At 29.0% G+C, this 24,820-nt stretch carries 22 protein-coding genes; 17 read left to right on the top strand and 5 right to left on the bottom strand.

What is annotated here, in order from left to right:
* Positions 1-50: 50 nt before the first annotated feature.
* The 7 genes from SY27_RS07370 (at position 51) to SY27_RS07340 (ending at position 7,289) form a co-directional block, all read left to right on the top strand.
* Positions 51-1,343 carry an NAD(P)/FAD-dependent oxidoreductase gene (locus SY27_RS07370; protein WP_045968742.1) on the top strand — a complete coding sequence of 431 codons (1,293 nt, stop codon included), beginning with the start codon at positions 51-53 and terminating at the stop codon, positions 1,341-1,343.
* 4 nt (positions 1,344-1,347) lie between these two features.
* Positions 1,348-2,937: a 4Fe-4S dicluster domain-containing protein gene (locus SY27_RS07365; protein WP_045969299.1), complete on the top strand. Its 1,590-nt coding sequence runs from the start codon at positions 1,348-1,350 to the stop codon at positions 2,935-2,937.
* A gap of 2 nt (positions 2,938-2,939) precedes the next feature.
* Positions 2,940-3,329 (top strand): toxin-antitoxin system YwqK family antitoxin, encoded by a 390-nt coding sequence (locus SY27_RS07360; protein ID WP_045968740.1) that lies wholly within the window; start codon positions 2,940-2,942, stop codon positions 3,327-3,329.
* Complete coding sequence (locus tag SY27_RS07355) at positions 3,329-4,021, top strand: glycosyltransferase family 2 protein (protein ID WP_045968737.1); 693 nt, start codon at positions 3,329-3,331, stop codon at positions 4,019-4,021. The genes SY27_RS07360 and SY27_RS07355 overlap by 1 nt, the downstream gene beginning before the upstream one ends.
* On the top strand, positions 4,021-5,511 hold the full coding sequence (locus SY27_RS07350; RefSeq protein ID WP_045968734.1) for a cellulose synthase family protein: 1,491 nt from the start codon (positions 4,021-4,023) through the stop codon (positions 5,509-5,511). The genes SY27_RS07355 and SY27_RS07350 overlap by 1 nt, the downstream gene beginning before the upstream one ends.
* 2 nt (positions 5,512-5,513) lie before the next feature.
* A complete protein-coding gene (mptB, locus tag SY27_RS07345) occupies positions 5,514-6,851 on the top strand; it encodes a polyprenol phosphomannose-dependent alpha 1,6 mannosyltransferase MptB (protein ID WP_045968732.1) in 1,338 nt (445 codons plus the stop codon).
* A gap of 111 nt (positions 6,852-6,962) precedes the next feature.
* A complete protein-coding gene (locus SY27_RS07340; RefSeq protein ID WP_045968730.1) occupies positions 6,963-7,289 on the top strand; it encodes a co-chaperone YbbN in 327 nt (108 codons plus the stop codon).
* 10 nt (positions 7,290-7,299) lie between these two features.
* Here SY27_RS07340 and murF read toward each other — a convergent pair whose 3' ends face one another.
* Together murF and gldJ are read right to left on the bottom strand one after the other, a co-directional pair.
* Positions 7,300-8,577, bottom strand: coding sequence for a UDP-N-acetylmuramoyl-tripeptide--D-alanyl-D-alanine ligase (murF, locus tag SY27_RS07335; RefSeq protein ID WP_045968727.1), 1,278 nt, complete (start codon positions 8,575-8,577; stop codon positions 7,300-7,302).
* 65 nt (positions 8,578-8,642) lie between these two features.
* Positions 8,643-10,346, bottom strand: a complete 1,704-nt coding sequence (gldJ, locus tag SY27_RS07330) for a gliding motility lipoprotein GldJ (protein WP_045968725.1) — start codon at positions 10,344-10,346, stop codon at positions 8,643-8,645.
* A gap of 210 nt (positions 10,347-10,556) precedes the next feature.
* Between gldJ and porU the strand changes: the two genes are divergently transcribed.
* The 5 genes from porU (at position 10,557) to SY27_RS07305 (ending at position 19,016) form a co-directional block, all read left to right on the top strand.
* Entirely contained in the window at positions 10,557-14,438 is a 3,882-nt protein-coding gene (gene porU, locus SY27_RS07325) for a type IX secretion system sortase PorU (protein WP_045968723.1), read from the top strand.
* Between the two features lie 38 nt (positions 14,439-14,476).
* Complete coding sequence (porV, locus tag SY27_RS07320; protein ID WP_045969298.1) at positions 14,477-15,676, top strand: type IX secretion system outer membrane channel protein PorV; 1,200 nt, start codon at positions 14,477-14,479, stop codon at positions 15,674-15,676.
* A 65-nt stretch (positions 15,677-15,741) separates the two neighbouring features.
* Positions 15,742-16,227 carry a cytidine deaminase gene (gene cdd / locus SY27_RS07315; protein ID WP_045968721.1) on the top strand — a complete coding sequence of 162 codons (486 nt, stop codon included), beginning with the start codon at positions 15,742-15,744 and terminating at the stop codon, positions 16,225-16,227.
* Positions 16,228-16,384: 157 nt separating this feature from the next.
* Entirely contained in the window at positions 16,385-17,383 is a 999-nt protein-coding gene (pdhA, locus tag SY27_RS07310) for a pyruvate dehydrogenase (acetyl-transferring) E1 component subunit alpha (RefSeq protein WP_045969296.1), read from the top strand.
* A gap of 4 nt (positions 17,384-17,387) precedes the next feature.
* Entirely contained in the window at positions 17,388-19,016 is a 1,629-nt protein-coding gene (locus tag SY27_RS07305; RefSeq protein WP_045968719.1) for a pyruvate dehydrogenase complex dihydrolipoamide acetyltransferase, read from the top strand.
* A gap of 153 nt (positions 19,017-19,169) precedes the next feature.
* Here SY27_RS07305 and SY27_RS07300 read toward each other — a convergent pair whose 3' ends face one another.
* Positions 19,170-19,628 (bottom strand): hypothetical protein, encoded by a 459-nt coding sequence (locus SY27_RS07300; protein ID WP_045968717.1) that lies wholly within the window; start codon positions 19,626-19,628, stop codon positions 19,170-19,172.
* A 125-nt stretch (positions 19,629-19,753) separates the two neighbouring features.
* Between SY27_RS07300 and SY27_RS07295 the strand changes: the two genes are divergently transcribed.
* The 5 genes from SY27_RS07295 (at position 19,754) to SY27_RS07275 (ending at position 23,600) form a co-directional block, all read left to right on the top strand.
* Positions 19,754-20,260 carry a GbsR/MarR family transcriptional regulator gene (locus tag SY27_RS07295; RefSeq protein ID WP_045968715.1) on the top strand — a complete coding sequence of 169 codons (507 nt, stop codon included), beginning with the start codon at positions 19,754-19,756 and terminating at the stop codon, positions 20,258-20,260.
* Between the two features lie 338 nt (positions 20,261-20,598).
* The gene (locus tag SY27_RS07290) at positions 20,599-21,309 is read left to right on the top strand and encodes a YqjF family protein (RefSeq protein WP_045969294.1); all 711 of its coding nucleotides are present in this window, start codon (positions 20,599-20,601) and stop codon (positions 21,307-21,309) included.
* A complete protein-coding gene (locus tag SY27_RS07285; RefSeq protein WP_045968713.1) occupies positions 21,306-22,127 on the top strand; it encodes a DCC1-like thiol-disulfide oxidoreductase family protein in 822 nt (273 codons plus the stop codon). Before SY27_RS07290 ends, SY27_RS07285 begins: the two co-directional genes overlap by 4 nt.
* Before the next feature lie 2 nt (positions 22,128-22,129).
* The gene (locus SY27_RS07280; RefSeq protein ID WP_045968710.1) at positions 22,130-23,038 is read left to right on the top strand and encodes a TIGR01777 family oxidoreductase; all 909 of its coding nucleotides are present in this window, start codon (positions 22,130-22,132) and stop codon (positions 23,036-23,038) included.
* A gap of 100 nt (positions 23,039-23,138) precedes the next feature.
* On the top strand, positions 23,139-23,600 hold the full coding sequence (locus SY27_RS07275; protein ID WP_045968708.1) for an SRPBCC family protein: 462 nt from the start codon (positions 23,139-23,141) through the stop codon (positions 23,598-23,600).
* Here SY27_RS07275 and SY27_RS07270 read toward each other — a convergent pair.
* Positions 23,593-24,156: an AidA/PixA family protein gene (locus SY27_RS07270; protein ID WP_082084317.1), complete on the bottom strand. Its 564-nt coding sequence runs from the start codon at positions 24,154-24,156 to the stop codon at positions 23,593-23,595. The two genes, SY27_RS07275 and SY27_RS07270, sit on opposite strands and share 8 nt — an antisense overlap.
* 93 nt (positions 24,157-24,249) lie before the next feature.
* A complete protein-coding gene (locus SY27_RS07265) occupies positions 24,250-24,798 on the bottom strand; it encodes an inclusion body family protein (protein WP_045968705.1) in 549 nt (182 codons plus the stop codon).
* Positions 24,799-24,820: the final 22 nt, after the last annotated feature.

The raw sequence follows: 24,820 nt of genomic DNA, 5'->3' as shown, positions 1-24,820 counted from the left end.
ACTATTTTTTTTATCTTCAACTAATAAATTTGCATTTTAATACCTTGTATATGGAACATGTAGTTATAATAGGAAACGGAATATCAGGTGTCACTTTAGCAAGACATATTCGTAAAAAATCTGATAAAAAAATCACAATCATATCTGCCGAAACTGAGCATTTTTTTTCTAGGACAGCTTTAATGTATGTATATATGGGACACATGAAGTTTGAACATACACAACCCTATGAAAATTATTTTTGGAAAAAGAATAAAATTGAACTTGTTTTTAATAAGGTTGAAAAAGTAATTACAACTAAAAAAACATTGGTTTTAAGTGATAATACTCAACTAAAGTATGATAAGTTAGTAATTGCTACAGGGTCAAAATCAAATAAATTTGGCTGGCCAGGTCAAGACTTAGAAGGTGTTTTAGGATTATATCATAAACAAGATTTAGAACAATTAGAACAATTTTCGAAAAATGCAAATCATGCTGTTATTGTAGGTGGTGGATTAATTGGAATTGAATTAGCTGAAATGTTAATATCAAGAAAAATACCTGTAACTTTTTTAGTAAGAGAAACTAATTTTTGGGGAGGAGTTTTGCCAGAAGGAGAAGCTAAATTAATTAATAAGCATATTATAGAACATCATGTAGATTTAAGATTGGAAACCAATTTGAAAGAAATCCTTTCTGATGAAAATGGAAGAGCAAAAGCTGTTGTTACAGAATCGGGAGAAGTAATAGATTGTAATATAGTAGGTTTAACAGTTGGAGTATCGCCAAATATAGATTTCCTGAAAGATTCAGATATAAAAACCAACAGAGGTGTTTTGGTAAATCGCTTTTTAGAAACAAATATCCCAGATGTGTATGCTATAGGTGATTGTGCAGAACAGCATGAACCAATTGGAAATAGAAGAAATATTGAAGCAGTTTGGTATACAGGAAGAATGATGGGAGAAGCATTAGCACAAACATTAACAGGAAATAGAATAGAATATAATCCAGGACATTGGTTTAATTCAGCAAAGTTTTTTGATATTGAATATCAAACTTATGGTTGGGTTTGGGCAAAGCCTAAAGAGTATGAAAAACAATTTTATTGGGAACATACTTCAGGAAAGAAAGCAATAAGGATATCATATCATAAAGATACAAATGAGTTTCTAGGGATTAATACATTCGGAATTAGAATGCGACATGAATTTTTTGATAAAGCTCTTACAGAGAGGCAAAGTGTAGAGTTTGTAATAAATCGTTTAAAGGAGGCTAATTTTGATCCTGAGTTCTTTGCAACATATGAAAAAGAAATCGCTGTACAATTTAATCGCCAATTTCAAACTATAAATGCCTAATAATATGGAAAAATCTACCCAAAATCTAGCAATTACAGCAACGAGTACATCAATTAATGGATTACAAAAAATAGGATTGTTTTTAGGTTTCTCCGGACTTCTAGTTTTAGCTTTAAGTTTTTTTAATATAGAAGCTTTAAACAATTCAGTTTGGTTGACTTTTTCTTTACTAAGCATTACTGTTGGGTGTATTGTATATGCAAAAGGTTTATATGCTAATAGACCTGAAGGAATAAGTAATACAGGAGTGTTTTTTAGTAGTTTAAGTTTTAGAGGAACAGTAGCTTGGTTAATAGGAATTATTTTAACCGCATTCTATGTTTTTTTATATTGGTTTCCAGAATATTTAGGATTAGGGCAAAATGGAGCATCAAATACAGGGATTGTTGCGTTTTTTGATCCACTAAGCCTCTTTTTAAACGGAAATGTAGCAAGTCAATGGTTTGTTTATGGAACATTGTATTGTGTTGCTATACTAGGTTTAGGAATTAAATTTATGTATAAATACAGGCATAATAAATATCAATTATTTAGAACAGGTTCTGTAATATTTTTTCAATTAGGATTTGCTTTTCTTTTACCAGAAATATTAGCAAAACTGAATCCATCAGATGCTTATTATGCAAAAGATTTGAAAAACATGTGGCCTTTAAATTATTACTTTTTTGATGAATGGCATGTGAACAATATGTTACAAGGAGGCAATCTGGGAATGTTCATGTTATTATCAGGATTAGCCTTGATTTTTATTATTTCACCTATACTAACATATTTCTATGGTAAAAGATGGTATTGTTCATGGGTTTGTGGTTGTGGAGGATTAGCTGAAACGGCTGGAGATTCATTTCGTCAATTATCAAGTAAGAAAGTCTCAGCATGGAAATTCGAAAGATGGCTAATTCATCTAATTTTGGTATTTTCTTTTGTAATGACTGTGGCTGTTATTTTTACTTTTTTAAATAATAATCCAGAAAAATATTTAATTTCTAAAAACCAATTCATCTACTTTATCGTATCTTTTATAGGAGTCTTCACTTTTGTGTTATACAAATTCAAAAAGAATGATTTAGATACTGATGCAAAGTTTACAATAGGATCATTATTAGCCATTATGGTATTAGTAATAGTAATGAATTTTTATTCAGGAAATCATAATATATTCTTTTTAGATAGTTATAAATTGCGTGAGTGGTATGGTTTTGCAATAGGTTCAGCTTTTAGTGGTGTAATAGGTGTTGGATTTTATCCAATATTAGGAAATAGAGTATGGTGTCGCTTTGGTTGTCCAATGGCAGCAATTTTAGGACTACAACAACGATTATTTTCTCGATTTAGAATTACAACAAATGGAGGACAATGTATTTCTTGTGGAAATTGTTCAACATATTGTGAAATGGGAATAGATGTTAGATCGTATGCTCAAAAAGGTGAAAATATAGTGCGCTCTTCTTGTGTAGGATGTGGAGTTTGTTCCGCAGTTTGTCCAAGAGGAGTATTAAAACTAGAAAATGATTCCGAAAAAGGAAGAATTAATTCTAACGAAATCTTATTAGGTAACGATGTTAATCTATTAGATTTATTAAATACTAAATAACAATGAAAACCTTTATTTTAATTATAACTTTACTATTTGCTTTAAACACAGAACAACATTATGTGAAAAATTATTATTCTAATGGGAAAATGAAAGAAGAAGGATGGATGAATAATGGGAAAAAATGCAAGTATTGGTTTTATTATTATGAGAATGGGAATACAAAACAAGAAGGGCATTATGAAAATAATAAAAAAGTGAATTGGTGGATTTATTATGATAAAAATGGAGAAGTACTAAAGAAAACAGAATATAAAAATAATGTTCCAAATGGATTTTCAATAATATATAGAGATGGAGATGTTGTGAAAGCAGAAAAATATTCTGTTGGGAAAAAAATTAAAGAATGGCATTCAATTGCCGAATTTAGAAGGGATAACCCTAATTTTTAATGAAAAATATTAAAGTAATTATACCTGCCTATAATGAAGAAAAGGCAATTATTAATGTTATAAAAGAAATTCCTGAAATTGTTACAGAAGTTATAGTAGTAGATAATAATTCTACAGACCAAACTTCAAAAGTAGCAAAAGAAGCAGGAGCAACTGTATTGTTTGAGTCTCGAAAAGGATATGGTTATGCATGTTTAAAAGGATTAGAATATATAAAAAACTCAGAAGACAATGTAGATATTGTTGTTTTTTTGGATGGTGATTATTCTGATTATCCTGAAGAGTTAATTAAAATTGTTGATCCAATTTTAAATCAAAATATAGACTTTGTAATAGGAGCTAGGGTTAAAAAACTTAGAGAAAATGGCTCAATGACACCGCAACAGGTTTTTGGAAATTGGTTAGCAACATTTCTAATGAAACTTTTTTTTAATGCTAATTTTTCAGATTTAGGTCCTTTTAGGGCTATTAAATATGAAAAATTAGTAGCTTTACAAATGGAAGATAAAACGTATGGATGGACAGTTGAAATGCAATTAAAAGCATTGAAACAAAAGTTGAATTATACGGAAATTCCCGTTCGATATAAAAACAGAATAGGGGTTTCAAAAGTTTCTGGAACCGTAAAAGGGACAGTAATGGCAGGTGTAAAAATAATAGGTTGGATACTAAAATATACCTTTAAAAAGTAATGACATATTTAATACTTTCTTACATCACATTATTTTTTTATAGTCTTTCCATTATCTTAATTTTTTTCTATAGTTTGGCTCAGTTTAATTTGTTATTGAATTATCTGAAGAACAAGAAGAAAAATATAAATGAAAGCAGAGAAAAATTTGATTTTACTAAAGAATCTGAAATACCTTATGTGACAATTCAATTACCTATTTTTAATGAAAAATATGTAGTAGAAAGATTGTTGAAAAGTATTTCGTTGTTAGATTATCCAAAGAATAAATTAGAAATTCAAGTTTTAGACGATTCTACAGACGATTCAGTTATTCAAACTAAAAAGTTTGTCGAAGATTATGTGAAAACAGGATTAGACATTCAACATATAAGAAGACAAAATAGAGTAGGATATAAAGCAGGAGCATTAAAAGAAGGGTTGAAAATAGCAAAAGGAGAATTCATCGTAATATTTGATGCTGATTTTATACCCAAACAAGACTGGTTATTAAAAACAATCCCATATTTTAAAAATGAAAAAGTAGGTGTTGTGCAAACACGTTGGGGACATATCAACAGAGACTTTTCAATCCTTACAAAAATACAAGCATTTGCTTTAGATGCTCACTTTACATTAGAACAAGTTGGACGTAATTCAAAACAACATTTTATCAATTTTAATGGAACAGCAGGTGCTTGGAGAAAAACCTGTATTATTGATGCTGGAAATTGGCAAAGCGATACATTAACAGAAGATTTAGATTTAAGTTATAGGGCACAATTAAAAAAATGGGAATTCGTTTATTTAGAAGAAATAGAAACTCCAGCAGAATTACCAGCCGTTTTAAGTGCTGCACGTTCGCAACAGTTTAGGTGGAATAAAGGAGGAGCAGAAAATTTCCGAAAGATATCTCAAAAAGTAATTGCAGCACATAATATAAAATTAAAAACAAAATTTCATGGATTATTACATTTGTTAAATAGCTCCATGTTTTTGTGTATTTTCACAATGTCTGTTTTAAGTGTTCCAGCCTTGTTTATAAAAAATCATTATCCTCAATTAAATGTTTTTTTTAATATAATGGCATTTTTTGTTATTACATCAATCCTTTTTTTTATTTGTTATTGGTACACATTTAAAAATTTACGTGGTGGTGGCTTAAAAAGTTTTTTAAAATATGTTTCATTGTTTTTTACTTTTTATTCTATTGCAATGGGATTTTCTTTTCAAAATTCAATAGCTGTTTTAGAAGGATTATTTGGCAAAAAAAGTGAGTTTGTTAGAACACCAAAATTTAATATTGAAGCTCTAAAAGACAAATGGAGAGAGAATGTTTATCTTTCTAAAGCAATCTCTAAAAACACTATTGTAGAAGGACTGCTAATGTGCTATTTTTTATTTGGAATGTACAGTGCTTTTGTCTTAGATGATTTTGGATTATTTCCTTTTCATTTAATGTTATTAATAGGTTATGGCTATGTGTTTATTAAATCATTCAAATCCGCATAGTATTGGATAATTTAGTCGCAAAATATAAGAAACTATTTTTAATAATTCTATCTATTTTAGCTTACATTGGGTTAGGATATTTTGTGCCAAGAGAAAATTTTATCTATTTAGCATCATTATATACGATTACATTTTTATGCTTTTATTATATATATAAGTATAAAATGGAATATGATGATAAAATACTTTTCAGGCTTGGGTTATTACTCCGTTTTTTACTTCTTTTCTGTTTGCCTTTTTGGTCGCAAGATTTTTATCGATTCATTTGGGATGGTCGCTTAATTTTGTCAGAGATGAGTCCTTATGCGTTTAAACCACAAGATATTATAGATTCTGTTACTATTTCTCAATCAAAAGAATTGTTTGAAGGAATGGGAAGTTTAAGCGCTCAACATTATTCAAATTATCCACCTGTAAATCAAATCCTTTTTGTTATTGCCGCTATTCTTTCGTCAAAGTCTATCTTCTTTTCTGCACTTATATTAAAGATAATTGTTTTATTAAGTGATGTTGGAATTTATTACTATGGCAAAAAAGTATTGCGAATATTAAAAATAAACCCAAAGCGAATCTTTTTATATTTTCTAAATCCATTAGTTATAATTGAATTAACAGGGAACCTTCATTTTGAAGGAGTGATGTTGCTGTTCTTTGTTATGGGATTGTACTTTTTCTTTTTAGAAAGAGAGATAATTAGTGCTGTTTTAATAGGTTTGTCCATTGCTACTAAATTATTGCCATTATTACTGCTTCCATTCTTTTTTCAGAAATTAAAACTTAAAAAAAGTATAGTTTTTTATAGTATAATTATAGGATTAAATGTTTTGTTGTTTTTACCTTTTATAACAAAAGATTTGATAGCAAATTATTCAGAAACAATAGCATTGTGGTTTGTTAATTTTGAATTTAATGCAAGCTTTTATTATTTATTCAGGGAAATAGGTTTTTATATTAAAGGATATAACACTATTGGAATTATTGGAAAAATCACACCTGTAGTTTCAATTTTGATTATTCTATTCTATTCATTGTATAAAAAAAATATTGATGCTAAAGAAATGTTGACGAATAGTTTAATTGCATTGTCTTTTTATTTTTTTATATCAACTACAATTCATCCGTGGTATTTAATTAATCTAATGCTTCTTTGCATTTTTACAAAATTTCGATTTCCAATAATTTGGGCATTTTTTGTAATCTTGAGTTACTTTGCTTATAGTCAAACTCCTTTTAAGGAAAGCTATGTTTTAATATTTTTAGAATATTTATTTGTTATAAGTTTTTTAATATATGAGAGTTTTCCTAAAATCTTTAAGAATAATAGTGTAAAAATGTTTTAAACTTGGATTCATATGTTTTTCTTTTGTATGAAAAATTGACAATTAATTATGTAAAAAGGAATATTATAAATTTAAATATAAAATCAATCTTTGTAACTTAAAAACGATATAATGATTGAAATTACTAGTGATAATGATTTGTTTACTATTTTAAAAGATAACGAATTAGTAATTGTTTTGTTTTATGCAAATTGGTGTAATCCTTGTCGTAAAATGAAAAAAATATTAAAAAGTATTCATGATGAATTTAAAATGATTAGAATTATCACTATTGATATTGAAAGAGATTCCAATTTGTTTTTGGATAATGATATTAATGTAATACCAATGGTGCATTATTATAAAAAAGGACATGTTTTTTCTAAAGAAAGCGGTTTGAAATCTTCTGAATATCTGAGAATGAATATTGAAGCTTTAATAAAAATACCTTTAAACTAGTCAATAAAAATTAAAGTAGTTCTAAAACTCTTTCTAAAGCCATTCCTCTCGATCCTTTTATAAGTATTAAATGGTTTTGAAATAGAGTCCTCTCAAATGACTTTGAGAAATTTTCATAATTATCAAAAAAATCAAAATTACTATCTCCAATTTTATTTTTATAGAAATCATTACCTATGAAATAACATTTTAATTCTTTTCCAATTAAAGATTCTATGATTTTTTTATGTTCACTTTCACTTTCATTTCCTAATTCAAACATGTCTCCTAGAATTAGTATTTTATCTTCTTTGTCTAATTGTAAGAAATTTGTAATTGCAGCACTCATGCTGCTTGGATTTGCATTATATGCATCTAAAATGATTTCGTTATCATTTTTTTTGATTAATTGTGATCGATTATTTGTTGGAATGTAACTCTCTATGGCTTCTTTTATCAGTAAATTGTCTATGCTAAAATAATTACCAATTGTTATAGCGGCATTGATGTTGTTAGCATTGTAAATTCCTATTAAATTTGAATGTATATTAATAGAATCATACTCAATATTTACCATTGGATTAGCTTCAATGCTTTTTATTTTAATATCACTATTATAGTTTTGAGAAAAAGTATATCTAGTAATTTTTTCTGTTTTAGAAGATTGAAGTTCGTCATCAAGATTTACGAAAGCTATTTTTTCATTTTCATGCAAATAATTATATAATTCGCTTTTTCCTTTTATGACACCTTCAATTCCACCAAATCCTTCTAAATGTGCTTTTCCAAAATTTGTAATATATCCAAAATCAGGTTCCGCGATATTACATAAAAATTCAATTTCCTTTTGATGATTAGCACCCATTTCTACAACTCCTACTTCTGTTTCTTTAGTAAAAGACAATAAGGTTAATGGTACTCCAATATGATTGTTAAGATTACCAATAGTTGCTTTGGTTTGATATTTTTTGGATAAAACAGCATGAATTAATTCTTTGGTTGTTGTTTTTCCATTACTTCCTGTTAAGGAGATAATTTTTAGTTTTAATTGTCTTCTATGATAATTAGCTAATTCTTGTAGTGTTTTAAGAGTGTCATCGACAAGGATTGTTCTGTTGTCTATAAAGTAGTTTTTGTCATCTATGATAACATATTTTGCACCTTTCTCTAATGCTTGTTTAGCAAAAGTATTTGCATTAAATTTTTCACCCGTTAGAGCAAAAAATAAGTTTCCTTGTTCAATTTTTCTTGTATCAGTTGTAATAGAATTACAATCAAGAAATTTAGAGTAGATGTCTTTAATATTCATATAGCGAAGATAATAAAAAAGCCCTTTTCTTAAAAAGGGCTTTTTTATAAAAAATAAATATTTTTTTAGAATTTAGGATTACCTCTAGGAGTCTTTTTATTTGACTTAGGACCTACTTTTGACATTGCATTTCTAAATCCAATATAATCAGTAGCCATATCTTGAGGGAAATATCTTCTTGAAGCTGGGTCTAACCAATATGCTCTATCTCTCCAAGAACCACCTTTGTAAACTCTTACATCGTCATTTACTAATGTTGTTCTTTTGTCAGACTTGTCATATTTTTTGATAATTTGACCAGCGCTATCAACAGATATTGAATGCTTTGGTGATTCATACATTCTTGTTTTATCGTCTTTTTTCTCTCCTTCTTCTTCATCAGAAGTGTTAAAGTTGAAATAACGAGTTGAAGGTTTATCACCATCTCTATAATTTCTATTATCAGAAGTAGAGAAGTTTTGTCTTAAATATGTTTCGTTATCATCTACAGGAACTTGTGCAAGTTGTCCTGGTAAATTTCTAGCCATAATTCTACCATTACTTAAAGTATCATAGGTAATATTATCAGCAGTTACAATTTCTGTAGATCCATCTTCACCAATTTTGTTTTTCATATAAACATTTCCTCTATAGTAGTTGAAGTCATTTGCTTCATCGTCTACCATTGGTCTGTAAACATCAGCAACCCATTCTGCTACGTTTCCAGCCATATCATATAAACCAAAATCATTTGGTGGGTAACTTTTTACTTTATTAGTAATATCAGCACCATCATCACTCCATCCAGCAATTCCTCCGTAGTCTCCTTTTCCTTGCTTAAAGTTTGCTAATTGATCACCTCTAAATTGTCTTTTTCCTGAACGAGTATATTGTCCACTCCAAGGATATTTCTTTTGTCCTTTATATATGTTGAATTCTCTACTTCCTACTAGTGCGATTGCTGCATATTCCCATTCAGCTTCTGTTGGAAGTCTGTATTCAGGTAATATTAAGCCAGAATTTCTTTGAGCATATACATTTTTAGCTGTGTCAGCTACTTCTTTTTTACCACCATTCATTTCTCTTTTGTAAACAATGTCTTCGTTTCCACCAAAAGTTTGTGTTGGGGCAGCAAGATATGTTTCAGTGTTGAATGAAGACTCAGCAGTTACATCTGTACCTAATTTGATTTTTGCGTCTTTTTTCAAATATCCATTTTTTTCTAAGATATTTTCATTAACGCGGTCTGTTCTCCACTTACTAAATTCTACAGCTTGTATCCAGTTAACACCCACTACTGGGTATTCTGAATAAGCAGGGTGTCTTAAGTAGTTATTAGTCATGGTTTCGTTATAACCTAAACGATTTCTCCATACTAATGTATCAGGAATTGCACCTGTGTATATATTCTTGTAATTTTCTTCTGTTGGAGGGAAAACCGTTTTTAACCAGAATAAATATTCTGTGTACATTAAATTAGTTACTTCGGTTTCATCCATGAAAAATGATTGCACATGCTGTTGACTAGGAGCATTGTTCCAATCATGCATTACATCATCCTGTACTTTTCCCATTGTAAAAGTTCCTCCTTCTACAGGAACCATTCCTGGAGGAGTTTCTTGTTTTGAGAATTTAGAATTGTGTTGAAATCCACCATTCTTGTCATTGATTTTCCATCCAGTTGCTCTAGAACCACCTTTAGTCCCAGAACTTTTGCTACAACTGGTAAAACCTATAGCTATTGATAATATCAATAAAGCTTTCATTGTCATAATTTTCTTAATTTTCATACTCTAGTAGGTGTATAAATTTGAGTCGCAAGATAGCAATTATGTGTTAAATTGCAACATGTTTTTAAAAAAATGTAAAAAAAAAATAATTTTTTGTTAAAACTGTCTATATACTAACGTATAAATTTATTTTTTATTATAAATAATAGGAATATGATAAATATTTTTTTCTATTTGTAATATTAAAAAATATATTACGTTTTATACATAATGAAAAAAATAGCTGTATTTATATTTCTTTTACTTGGATTACTTATTTTCTCTCAGAATCAGCAAAGTATAGCTATTCAATGGGAAGGAAGTGTTTCGTTTGAAGAGCAGGATTTCACTGTTAAATATCCAAGTTTTAAGGGAGAATTTTATAATTTAAATGTTGCTTCAAGGTCTCTTTTGTATAAAAAAGAAGAGTTTGTTACGAGTTTAATTGATGAAAATTCTTTACAAATTTCAAATATAAGTTATAAATCTATTTCAGAAGAAGAACTTTTAAATCTTGATAAAAATAAAATACCAACTTCAATAAAAGCTGAAATTGAATCTGTTATTGCAAGAGGTCAATATGTGTCTTTATTCAGTTTTTCGCCTATAATAAAGGAAGGGAATGGCTATAAGAAAATAATTTCATTATCTTATAGCTATAATTTTAAGAATTCTAATTTAAATAAAGGGGGTAATAGTCTTTTTGGTGTGCAAAGTGTTGAAAATTCGGTGCTTTCTTCTGGGAATTGGTATCGTTTTTATGTAGAAAAATCAGGAGTCTATATAGTTTCTAAAACGTTTTTACAAAGTCTAGGGCTTGATGTTAATGTTGATCCAAGAAATATTAAGATTTATGGTAATGGAGGGAGAATGTTACCTTTATTGAATAGTGCGTCATATCCAATAGATTTGGAAGAAAATGCTATTCAATTTATAGGAGAAGATGATGGTGTTTTTAATGATTCAGATTATATATTGTTTTATGCTGAAGGGGTTGATACATGGAATAAAGAAAGTTTGACTAAAAATAATTTATTTGCTGATAAATCCTATTATTATGTAACTTCTTCAGGCGGTCAAGGAAAAAGAATTCAGAATGCATTAGAGCCTGTTGGTGCTCCCGATTTTAGTTTCTCAAAATTTGATGATATAATTATTCATGAAAGAGACTTGGTTAATGTTGGGAAAGTAGGAAGAAGGTGGTTTGGAGAACAGTTTAATATTGATGATGATCAAGTTTTTGATTTTGAAATTCCTAATATAGATGTAAGTGTTCCAGTTGCAATTAAGGTTAATTTGGCTTCTAAATCATTTGGATCTGCTTCTTTTAGTGTAAAAGCGAATAACCAAGTTTTGGGTAATGTCCCTTTTCAAATAGCTACTGGAGGAGCATTAGGTTATGAAAATATTTTAAATGCTAATTTTAATGCAGTTTCTTCAAGTGTTTCTATTGGTTTGAAATATAATAATGGAGGTGTTCCATCTTCAAATGGGTATTTAGATTTTATTATGTTGAAAGCAAAACGAAATCTTCAAGGCTATGGAAAGCAGTTTTTCTTTTTTAACAATCAAGAATCTAATAATATTGGAGTTGGAGAATATCAAATTGCTAACGCTTCTGGTATTACCCAAGTTTGGGATGTAACAGATATTTTTAATGTTAAAAAATATTCAAATAACGGACAATCTAATTTTTCTTTTAAGGTTACGCTTGGTTTTGAGAAAAAATATATTGGAGTTGATGCAAGCGATTATTATAGACCATCTAAAGAATCAAGCTCTCAAGTTTTAAACCAAAATTTAAAGGGCACTATATTTAATGATAATCAAGGAGTTTTTCAAGATATAGATTATTTAATAATCACGCCATCATCATTGGTTAGTCAAGCTGAAACTTTAGCAAATTTTCATAGGAATTATTCCAATTTGATTGTTAAAGTTGTTCCATTAGAAACAATTTATCAAGAATTTAGTTCTGGAAAACAAGATGTTGCCGCTATTCGGAATTTTGTAAAATATGTTTATTGGAATGCTTCTTCTCCCGATAAAAGAGTTAAATATCTTAATCTTTTTGGAGATGCATCTTATGATTATAAAGATAGAGTAGTGAATAATACAAATATTGTTCCTGTTTTTCATGGATTTAACCCAAATGCTAATGAAGTAAATAATTCTTCTAATATGTCTTTGTTTATTTCATTTATGTCTGATGATTTTTATGGACTAATGGATGATAACGAAGGGCCAATGGTTAATAGTATTGATGGAATAGATATTGCAGTTGGAAGAATGTTAGTATCATCATCAGTTCAAGCTCAAGAAATGGTAAATAAAGTGATTGAATATCATAAAGAAGAGTCTTATGGAAGATGGAGAAATAATTATGTTGTATATTCAGATGATGCAGATACTCAAGGAGATTCACAATTGCAATTTGCATTAAATGCTTTAGCAGATGATTTAGTTGCGGCAAAACCATTTGTCAATGTCAAGAAAATTCATACAGATGCTTATATTCAGCAAGTAGCAGCAGGAGGAGAACGTTATCCAGATGCTAAAAATGATTTTTTAGATGCAATGCAATTAGGAGCGTTAGTGTTTAATTATTTAGGACATGGAAATGAAGAGTCTCTAGCAAGGGAGAGATTGTTTGAAAAGCTAGATGCTCAAAATTTAAATAATCATTACCGATATCCGTTGTTTATTACAATAACTTGCGATTTTACTCGTTTTGATGATCCAAACAGGTTTTCAGGTGGAGAATATTTATATTGGAATCCTGCTGGAGGAGCAATAAGTACAATTGCTACAACAAGAGAAATAGGGGTAACAACTGGTTTGGTGATGAATGATTTGTTAAATGAGAAATTATATGCTTTCGGTTCAGATGATTATCCGACTATAGCAGAGGCTCTTAGGCAAGTAAAACTTCAACCAGGAACATCAAGTAATAGAAGAGTTGTTTTTTATATTGGTGATCCTGCTTTAAAATTAGCTGTTCCAAAACCTAAAGTTGTACTTACTGAAATAAATGATATACCTGTGGCTTCGTTTACTGGAACCTTTCAAGCGTTAAGTTTAATGAAGATTAAAGGTGCTTTAGTTGATGAAAATGACGCTGTAATTACAAATTATAACGGAGATTTAGCAGTTCAAATCTTTGATAAAGATGTTAATAGAACAACTTTGGGTAATAATGGAGTAGTTAATGGTGCGGGACAATTAATTACAATGGATTTTACAACGCTCGGAGAAACAATCTTTAGAGGTAATGCGTCATTAAATAATGGGATTTTTGAATTAAGCTTTGTAGTTCCTCAGGATATAAAAATACCTGTTGGAAATGGGAAAATTAGCTTTTATGCTAAACGTAATAATCCAATGTTAGAAGATCAAGCTGGATATAGTAGAGATATTCTTATAGGTGGTGTTAATGTTAATGCACCAACAGACGAAACACCTCCTACTGTTAGACTGTATATGAATGATGAAGGATTTGTTTCAGGAGGAATTTCAAATTGTTCACCTATATTATTAGCATTTCTTGAGGATGAGCACGGAATTAATACAGCAAGTGGAATTGGACATGATATAGTGGCTATTTTAGATGGCGATGAATCAAATCCATATATACTAAATGATTATTACGAAACAGAAAATGATGATTTTACAAAAGGAAAAATTAGATATCAGTTTAGAGATTTATCTCCAGGTTTGCATACAATAGTTTTTAAAGCGTGGGATGTTTATAACAACCTTGTTACAACAGAAATTCAATTTAATGCAGTATGTGGAGATGATAACCTTACATTAGAAAGAGTATTGAATTATCCAAATCCTTTTGTGAGCTATACAGAATTTTGGTTTACACATAATAGGCCTTTCGAACCTTTAGATGTTCAGGTACAAATTCTAACTATTACTGGAAAACTAATAAAAACAATAAATCAACAAGTAATCACGGATGGTTTCTTATGTAGAGAAATAAAATGGGACGGAAAAGATGACTTTGGTGATAAAATAGGAAAAGGAGTTTATATTTATAAATTAACTGTGCGTTCGGCAAATAATGGAAATCGAGCGGAAAAATACGAGAAACTTGTAATACTATAATAAAATATTATATTTGTCTAATTAATTTAATGTCAGGAATGAGAAAAATTGCATTTTTACTACTAATAGCTTTAACGAGTCACTATACTATAGCCCAAGAAAGGGTTATTACTACTGGAGTTCCATTTTTATTGATTGCAGCAGATGCAAGATCAGCAGGAATGGGAGATATGGGTGTGGCTACGTCAGCAGATGCGTATTCACAACAACATAATCCAGCAAAATATGCCTTTTCTTTAGAAAAACAAGGATTTTCATTGAGTTATACACCATATTTGACAAGTATCGCAAATGACATTTCATTAGGTCAAGTTACCTATTATAATAGAATTAACGAAAGAAGTGCTTTTGCAGGTTCTTTACGTTATTTTGGATTAGGAGATATTCAATTAACAAATGCGCAAGGTGATTTATTGAATACGGTAAGTCCAAATGAATTTGCGTTAGATGGTTCTTATTCGCTTAAACTAAGTGAACGTTTTTCAATGGCAGTTGCAGGAAGATTTATAAGATCAAACCTTAAAATTGCTACAGATAATAATGATGCTTCTGCTGCTTCTACATTTGCAGTTGATGTTGCAGGGTATTATCAATCTGAAGAATTAGCATTTGATGATTTTAATGGTAGATGGAGAGCGGGATTCAATTTTCAAAATTTAGGACCAAAAATCAATTATGATAATGATAATTTAGATGAAAATTCAAACTTTTTGCCTTCTAATTTACGTTTAGGCGCTGGTTTCGATTTTATTTTTGATGAATATAATAAAATTGGAGTTTCTGCGGAAGTAACAAAATTATTAGTGCCAACTCCTCCTTCTAGAATTACTGAGGTAAATGAAGATTTAAATAATGATGGTACTATTGATGACGCAGATGTTCAAGTAGCAAATAGTAATGCGATATTAGATTATAAAAAAACAGGCTGGGTAAGTGGTCTTTTTAAATCCTTTGGAGATGCACCAGATGGTTTTTCAGAAGAATTAAAAGAATTTACTTATGCATTAGGTGCTGAATATTGGTATCAAGATTCCTTTTCATTAAGAACAGGGTATTTTCATGAAAGTGAAACAAAAGGAGCAAGAAAATATTTTACTCTAGGAGCTGGTTTTAAATATAACGTTATGAAAATTGATGTTTCTTATTTATTCTCAGCATCAAAAGTTAGAAACCCATTAGAAAACACATTACGTTTTTCTCTAACATTCAATTTTGGAGATAAATATGATGAATTATAGAAATTAATATATAAAAATAAAAGCATCCAAATTCTTAATTGAATTTGGATTTTTTTTCCTTATTTATGAAGCAAATTACAATTACAACAACGTTCTCTGTTTACGAATCATTAAAAGAACTTAATCAAGAAGATAGTGCTTTGATGATGCAAGCAATAAAAGCAAGAAAAAATGCTTATTCTCCTTATTCAAAATTTAATGTAGGTGCTACAATTTTATTAGATAATGGAGAAGTCGTTCATGGTTCAAATCAAGAAAATGCTGCATATCCTTCAGGATTGTGTGCAGAAAGGGTAGCTATTTTTTATGCTGGAGCAAATTATCCAAACGCAAAAGTTTTAAAATTATTTATTTCAGCATCTCCAAGTGATAGAGAACTAGAAGAACCTATTCCTCCTTGTGGAGCATGTAGGCAATCTATTGCAGAATATGAAATTAAGCAAGAACATGATATTGAAATCTTTTTTATGGGTGGAAGTGAAGGCAAAATTTATAAATCAAATTCTTTGAAAAATTTACTCCCTTTGCTATTTGATAAAAAATATTTGTAATATCTCTATGGTTTTTACAGCATTCCAATAAAAAAAGTAAAATTGATAAGAATTAATTTTTTCAATAAGGTTGGATGTAGTATTTTTGCTTTTTGTAAAATTTTACAAAGTGAAAGAACCAGTTTGTAAAAAATTTCAATTTAACAAAATAAACCAAATGAAGCCAATAACAAAAGAAGTTTACCTTAAGTGGTATGAAGACATGCAGTTATGGAGAAAGTTTGAAGATAAACTTGCTGCACTTTACATTCAACAAAAAGTAAGAGGATTTCTACATTTATATAATGGTCAGGAAGCAGTTTTAGCTGGTGCTTTGCACGCAATGGATTTGTCTAAGGATAAAATGATTACAGCTTATCGTAATCACGTTCAACCTATAGGAATGGGTGTGGATCCAAGAAGAGTTATGGCTGAACTTTTAGGAAAAGCAACAGGTACTTCTCAAGGATTAGGAGGATCAATGCATATTTTTTCAAAAGAACATGGTTTTTATGGTGGACATGGAATTGTAGGAGGTCAAATTCCTTTAGGAGCAGGTTTAGCATTTGCAGATAAGTATTTTGAAACTGGAGGAGTTACAATGACTTATTTTGGAGATGGTGCAGCTCGTCAAGGTTCATTGCATGAGACTTTTAATATGGCAATGAATTGGAAACTTCCTGTGGTTTTTATAGTAGAGAATAATGGATATGCTATGGGGACTTCTGTTGAAAGAACAGCAAATCATACCGATATTTGGAAATTAGGTTTGGGTTATGAAATGCCTTGTGGACCAGTTGATGGAATGAATCCAATAAAAGTTGCTGAAGCAATGCATGAAGCAATCGAAAGAGCGCGTCGTGGAGATGGGCCAACATTCCTTGAAATGAAAACATATAGATACAGAGGACACTCAATGTCTGATGCACAACATTATAGAACAAAAGAAGAAGTTGAAGAATACAAAAAAATAGATCCAATTACACAAGTTTTGGATATTATTAAAGAAAATGGATATGCTTCAGATTCAGAAATAGAAGCAATCGATCAAAGAGTAAGGGATTTAGTAGAAGAATGTGAAAATTTTGCAGAAGAATCTCCATACCCAGATTTAAGTGTGATGTATGACGTAGTCTACGATCAAGAAAATTATCCATTTTTATCTCATAAATTATAATACTATGGCAACAGTAATTACAATGCCTCGTTTGAGCGATACAATGACAGAAGGAACTGTAGCAACATGGCTTAAAAAAGTAGGCGATAAAATTAATGAAGGTGATATTTTAGCCGAAATTGAAACGGATAAAGCAACGATGGAATTTGAATCTTTTAATGCTGGAACGTTATTACATATTGGAATAAATGAAGGTGAAACGGCTGCTGTAGATTCATTATTAGCAATTATTGGTAAAGAAGGAGAAGATATCTCAGGAATATTAGCAGGAGATAAAATATCTGCTACTGAAGAGAATACAAATGTTGAAGAAAAGAAAGTAGAAACAAATGAAGCTGTTACAATTCCTGAAGGAGTAGTTGTTGTTACAATGCCTCGTTTGAGCGATACAATGACAGAAGGAACTGTAGCAACATGGCTTAAAAAAGTAGGTGATAAAATTAATGAAGGTGATATTTTAGCCGAAATTGAAACGGATAAAGCAACAATGGAGTTCGAATCTTTTAATGCTGGAACTCTACTTTATATTGGAGTTCAAGAAGGAGATTCTGCACCAGTTGATACAATTTTAGCAATATTAGGACCAGAAGGAACTGACGTTTCTAATATAGTTGCTAATTATAAAAATGAGTCAGGTAATAATTCTGCTGAGGAAGTAAAAACTGAAACTAAAACAGAAGAAAAAGAGGCTGTAGTTTCTAATTCTAATACTTCAGTTTCTGAAACTAACTCAGGTGGTAGAATTTTTGCTTCTCCTTTAGCTAAAAAAATAGCTAAAGAAAAAGGAATAAATTTAAGTCAGGTTAAAGGATCTGGAGAAAATGGAAGAATTGTAAAGTTAGATGTTGAGAACTTCACACCATCTTCTGTAGTAACTAAATCAGTTGAAACGGAAGTTTCTCAAGCTACTTCAACAGTTGCAAATGTGAAACCATTTGTTCCAGCAGGAGAAGTATTCCAAGAAGAAATTAAAAATTCGCAAATGCGAAAAGTAATTGCAAAACGTTTAGCAGAATCTAAATTTACTGCTCCACATTATTATTTAACAATTGAGTTAGATATGGATAATGCAATTGCTTCAAGAGGATTAATTAATGCACTTCCAGAAACTAAAGTTTCCTTTAACGATATGGTTGTTAAAGCAAGTGCTATGGCATTAAAAAAACATCCTCAAGTAAATTCACAATGGAAAGATGATGCTATGATTATTAATCACCATGTAAATATTGGTGTTGCTGTAGCAGTAGAAGACGGATTAGTAGTTCCTGTGTTGAAATTTACAGATCAAATGAGCTTATCTCAAATAGGAGCAAATGTTAAAGATATGGCTGGAAGAGCGAAAACTAAGAAAATTCAACCAGCAGAAATGGAAGGAAGTACATTTACTATCTCTAATTTAGGTATGTTCGGAATACAATCTTTCACTTCTATTATTAATCAACCAAATTCAGCTATTTTATCAGTTGGAGCAATTGTTGAAAAACCAGTAGTAAAGAATGGTCAAATAGTTGTAGGAAATACAATGACTGTTACTTTAGCTTGTGATCATAGAACAGTTGATGGAGCAACAGGAGCTCAGTTTTTACAAACTTTCAAATCATTTATGGAAAACCCTGTTACCATGTTAGCATAAAAAACATAATTACAATATATAAAAACTGTCTAAATAATTTTTTAGGCAGTTTTTTTATGATATTAAATTATTTAAAAAAGGAATAGAGATAAAAAAAACGAACTATTTAAAATAATTCGTTTTTTAAAATCTAACAATTAAAAATTATGGCAATTAATCGTCATCTTCATCATCATCATAATAATGTCTTTTGTGTTTTTTATAATGTTTATGCTTATAAACCTTTTTATATGATGGTTTGTGATATTTTACTCTATGAGTTTTAAAATGAGTATAAGGTCTATGACCATGATAATCAATAGCCACTCTGTAACCTCTATTTACATCATAATCTCTGCAGTATCTTGGTAAATATCTTGATCTTACCCAATTATTAGACTCATAATAAATGTAAACAGATGAATGAGTGTCATAATAAGCCTCAATTTCTGGGTAATAATAATATTCAACCTCTTCATAGTGATTGTGAACTTCAGGATGTGAATTCACATTGATACTAATTGCAACTTTTTGAGCATTACTCTGTAATGAAAATAGTATTACAAATGTCGCTGCAAATATTTTAAAACTTTTTCTTAAACTTCCTAAGTTATTTTTAAATGTATATTTCATAAGGCATCTTGTTTGTTTTCTTTTAAACTAAAATCAATTATTGTGCCAAAAACAAACTTTCATTTTTTTTTGAAAGTTTAAAAACTTTTATATACATTTGTAGTATCAAATTAAAGAGATAATAAATGCAATTTAAAGAGGCTAAAAATAAATTCGTTCAAACATGGGGAGCACTTGGCTCTCAATGGGGAATTAATAAAACTATGGCTCAAATTCATGCTTTGTTAATGGTTAGTAATGAGCCAGTTTCAATGGAAGATATTATGGAAGAATTGCAAATTTCAAGAGGGAATGCAAGTATGAACATTCGCGCTTTGATGGATTGGGGAATTGTTTATAAAGAATATAAAGCAGGTGAACGTAGAGAATTTTTTATAGCTGAAAAAGATTTAGACGAATTAGCTGTAAAAATTTCAAGAGAAAGAAGTAAAAGAGAAATAAAACCAGCATTAAAAGTATTAAAAGAAGTTTCATCTATTGAAGCCTATAAAACGGAAGAAGAAAAACACTTTATAGAACAGACGGGCAAATTATATGAATTTGTTTTAAAAGCAGATAACGTTTTAGATAAAATTACCGAGTATAAAGACAATTGGTTAGCCAAACTAGTTGTAAAAATAATGAAGAAATAAAGAAAAAAATTTAATCAAAACTTTCATTTTTTTCTGAAAGTTTAAAAATAAAAAAAAGCATGAAAACAATTCTTAAACTAATAAAAGGCATAAATATAGTAGCTTTGTTATTATTACTATTTGGAGCTTATGGGCTGGTTTTTACGGGAATATTGCAAGTTTTAGCTGCTATTTTATTTCTGATACAATTTCCAAAAAATAAATGCATATATGTATATTTTACCTTAGTAATAGTCTTTTTCTGTCTTTGGGATGGTAGTTTTAATTGGCTATTCTCAATACCGATTTTTTTGATCTTTTTCTTAACTTTTATTATTCATAAACAAAATACAATGAACATGAGCTTTTTAACTGCACAATGGAAAAATTTAGCTTTAATTAATTATGAAATTGACGCTTCAATTTTGGAAAAATACCTTCCAAAAGGGACTGAAATAGATTTTTATAACGGAAAATGCTATGTAAGTTTAGTTGGCTTTCTCTTTCAAGAGACCAAATTGTTGGGATTTAAAATTCCATTCCATGTTAATTTTGAAGAAGTTAATCTTCGGTTTTATGTAAAACGTTTTGAAAATAACGAATGGAAGAGAGGTGTGGTATTTATTAAAGAAATTGTTCCAAAATATGCCTTAACTCTTGTTGCTAATACAATTTATAAAGAGCACTATCAAACACTTCCAATGAATCATAACATCATATTATCTGAAGGAAAAATGGATATTGGATATCAATGGAAGTTAGATAACAAATGGAATTCAATTGATGTAACAGTTAAAAGCAAATTACTTCCTATTGAGGAGAATACAGAGGCAGAGTTTATTTGCGAACATTATTTTGGTTATACTAAATTTAATAACAATACAACATTTGAATATGAAGTAAAACATCCTAGATGGAAGCAATATGAAGTAATTAGAACAAAAATTAATGTTGATTTTGAAAATGTATATGGAAAGGAATTTGCCCATTTAAAAGAAATGAAACCAAATTCAATAATTCTAGCAGAAGGTTCTGAAATAAGTGTTGAAAATAAAAGGAAAATAAGATGAAAACGCTAAACAACCATACACTTCTTTATGATGAAGATTGTCCATTATGCAATATTTATACTTCTGGATTTATTAAAGTAAAAATGTTAGATGAAAATGGACGTAAATCATATGCTTCTATAATTAAGGAAGAACAAAATTATATCGATTTTAATAGAGCAAAAAATGAAATAGCTTTAGTTGATACCCAAAATAAAAAAGTTTTTTATGGGATTGATAGTTTACTAAAAGTAATTGGAACTTCATTTCCTTGGATAGAAAAAATAGGAAATTGGAAACCAATAAATTATGGACTAAAAAAAGTATATAAATTTATTTCTTATAACAGAAAAGTAATTGCACCAAGTGTAATTAAAAATAAAAATACAACGGAATGTGTTCCTGATTTTAATGTAAAATATAGAATGTTTTATATTCTATTTGTAACCTTTTTTACTGCAATTGTATTGTTTCAATATGCAAAAATGATTACACTTTTACCTAAAGCTAATTTTGGAAGAGAAATACTTTTAGCTATTGGACAAATTGGATTTCAATATTTGTTTATTCAAAAATTAGATAAACAAAAACAACTTAATTATATAGGGAACTTAGTTACAGTTTCAGTAATGGGAAGTTTAGTCTTATTACCAATTTTATTATTAAACCAATTTGTAATTATAAATGAATATCTAATTTTAGGTTGGTTTGGATTAACTGTAAGTATAATGATATTAGAACATTTCAGAAGAATTAAACTTTTAGAATTACCAAAGTATTTAACAATGACTTGGGTTTTATATCGAATAATAGCATTATTAATCATTTTAAATAGTTGAAAATGAAAAAAATAGTCATAGTAGCAGGAACAGGGTTTTTAGGACAAGTTTTAGTGAATTATTTTAATAATAGCTTTGATGAAATTGTGATTCTAACAAGAGGAAAATCAAGAATGAGAGATAATATTAAATATGTTAATTGGAACACAGTGTCATTAACAGGCTGGGAAAATGAATTAGAAAATACAGAAGTATTAATCAATTTAGCAGGAAAATCAGTAGACTGTCGTTATACAAATAAGAATAGACAAGAAATATTAAAATCAAGAATTGATAGTACTAAAATATTAAATGAAGCCGTTTTAAAATGTAAAAATCCACCAAAACATTGGTTAAATTCATCTACAGCAACGATATATAGACATTCTGAAGATAAGCAAATGACAGAAAGCAATGGAGAAATAGGAAATGATTTTTCTATGAATGTAGCTAAAGCTTGGGAAAAAGCTTTTTTTGAAACAGAAACACCAAATACATTAAAAACAGCCTTAAGAACCTCAATAGTATTGGGAAAAAGTGGAGGTGCTTTTGCTCCATTAAAAAGATTAGTACAAACAGGTTTTGGAGGAAAACAAGGTAATGGTAATCAATTTATAAGTTGGATTCATGAATATGATTTTGCAAGGGCTCTCGATTTTGTAGTTCAAGAAAAAATGATTGGAATTGTAAATATTGTAGCACCAAAACCAATTAAAAATAAAATATTTATGAGCCGATTAAGAAAATCAGTTAAAGTATCAATTGGTTTGCCAATGTCAATATCACTTTTAAAAATGGGAGCTAAAATTATTGGTACAGAATCTGAATTAGTTTTGAAAAGTAGAAACGTAGTTCCAGAACGGTTGCTTCAAAAAGGATTTCAATTTCAATTTGATACTATTGAGAAAACATTTAAGAATTTAGTGTCATAACAAACCTTAATATCATTGATAATATAATTTATTTTCGATAGCCTTTTTTATCCTTCTAAAAAATAAAGAAAATAACAATTAACTCTTTAATAAAAAAGATATGACAGTTATACACATTACTACTGAAATAAAAGCTCCAATATTTACGGTATTCAATAATTCTAGAAATATTGATTTGCATCAAAAATCAGCTAGTCAAACGCAAGAAAAAGCAATTGCAGGAGTTACATTGGGATTAATAGAAAAAGGAGAAACAGTAACTTGGAAAGGAAAACATTTTGGGATTTATATTCAACATCAAAGTATCATATCTGAAATGGAATTTCCTACTTATTTTATAGACGAACAATTAAAAGGGCATTTCAAATCATTTAAGCATCAACATTTATTTGAACAAAGAGAAGGTACTACAATAATGCAAGATATTTTGCAATATGAAACCCCATTTGGAATATTTGGAAAATTATTTGATTACTTTCTGTTAAAAAAACACCTTACTAAATTTCTTTTATATAGGAATCAAGTTTTAAAAAATACTTCAGAAAATGAAAAGTTTAATTGAATATTGATTTTTTGCGAATGTTTATTTCTAAAGGAAACCAGAAATAGCCATATAAATTTTGTTGATTACCATTATTATCTAAATTGTAAACTGAAAATATAATTTTAAATTTATTTTTCCCGAAAGAAGCAATAGTAGATTCAAACCAGATAAAATTTTGATTAGTATTAGTTATAGCTAGATCATTATCAGTATTTAAATAACTTGTAACAATATTTCTAGAAGTACAAACTGATGTAAACAAATTAGAAGTTTCTTTTTTTGTATTAAAGTTTTCAATTTCATTTAGCATAATACTATCAGACGAATCTCCATCAATAGAAATCCCTGAAATAGAAATTTTATGATTTTTTTTTGCCTGAAAAAAAACAGAATGTAGAGAATCAGGTAATTTATGATTCGTTTTTTTTGGATAGATAGCAAACCAAGTCGATTCATCTATTTTAATAGGTTCATCATAGTTAATATTTGGATTTGTATATCTTTTTTGAATTTCAACGGTATCAATTACAATCAAAATTTTAAAAATAGACTGTTGAGTTATTGTAGACATCATAATAATATATATTTAAATTTAGAAAACACGAACTAGATTTCTCATGTTCGTGTTCTCAATTAAGACCTTATGTTTAATAAAGTTGATGAAAAACTAGGTTGGAACAACAACTTGTGGATCCCAATAGTAATATCCATATAACTCTTGTGTTTGTCCATCACTAGCAAGAGTATAGACAGCAATGTAAACATAGAAGTTTTCAGTTCCACCTCTAGCAATTTTAGAATCATAACTTGTAAAATTCTGAGTTGTTAAAACAGGTGGAATACCATTTTGTTGTTCAGGATTAGGCTGAACAGCTCTATTTCGAGTAACAATATTAGTAGTAAATGTATTAAAAACTTTATCTCCTTTCCAGTACTCAATTCCATAAAGAATTACTGAATCATCAGAATTTTGTTGAATTGATGTGCCTCTAAAAGAAACATTATCTCCAACATTAGCTTTAAAACTCAAATCTGCTGTTCCTTGACCAGAAACAATTCCTCTAGGACTATAGCAAATCATATATTGACTGTTATGATTTATACCTTGAGCTTTTTTAGGGTCAGTATTCTTTGGAAAATTATTTTTGATGTACTCTGTGTCTATGACTACAAGAACATCGATCTGTGCCGATGAGGCTGCTAAACTTTGACTCATAATTTGTTTGTTTGTTTATTTG

This window comes from Flavobacterium sp. 316, from assembly GCF_000967805.1.
Classification (GTDB): Bacteria; Bacteroidota; Bacteroidia; order Flavobacteriales; family Flavobacteriaceae; genus Flavobacterium; species Flavobacterium sediminilitoris.
Note: the sequence above shows the minus strand (reverse complement) of the source record. Positions and strands in the feature narration are given on the sequence as shown.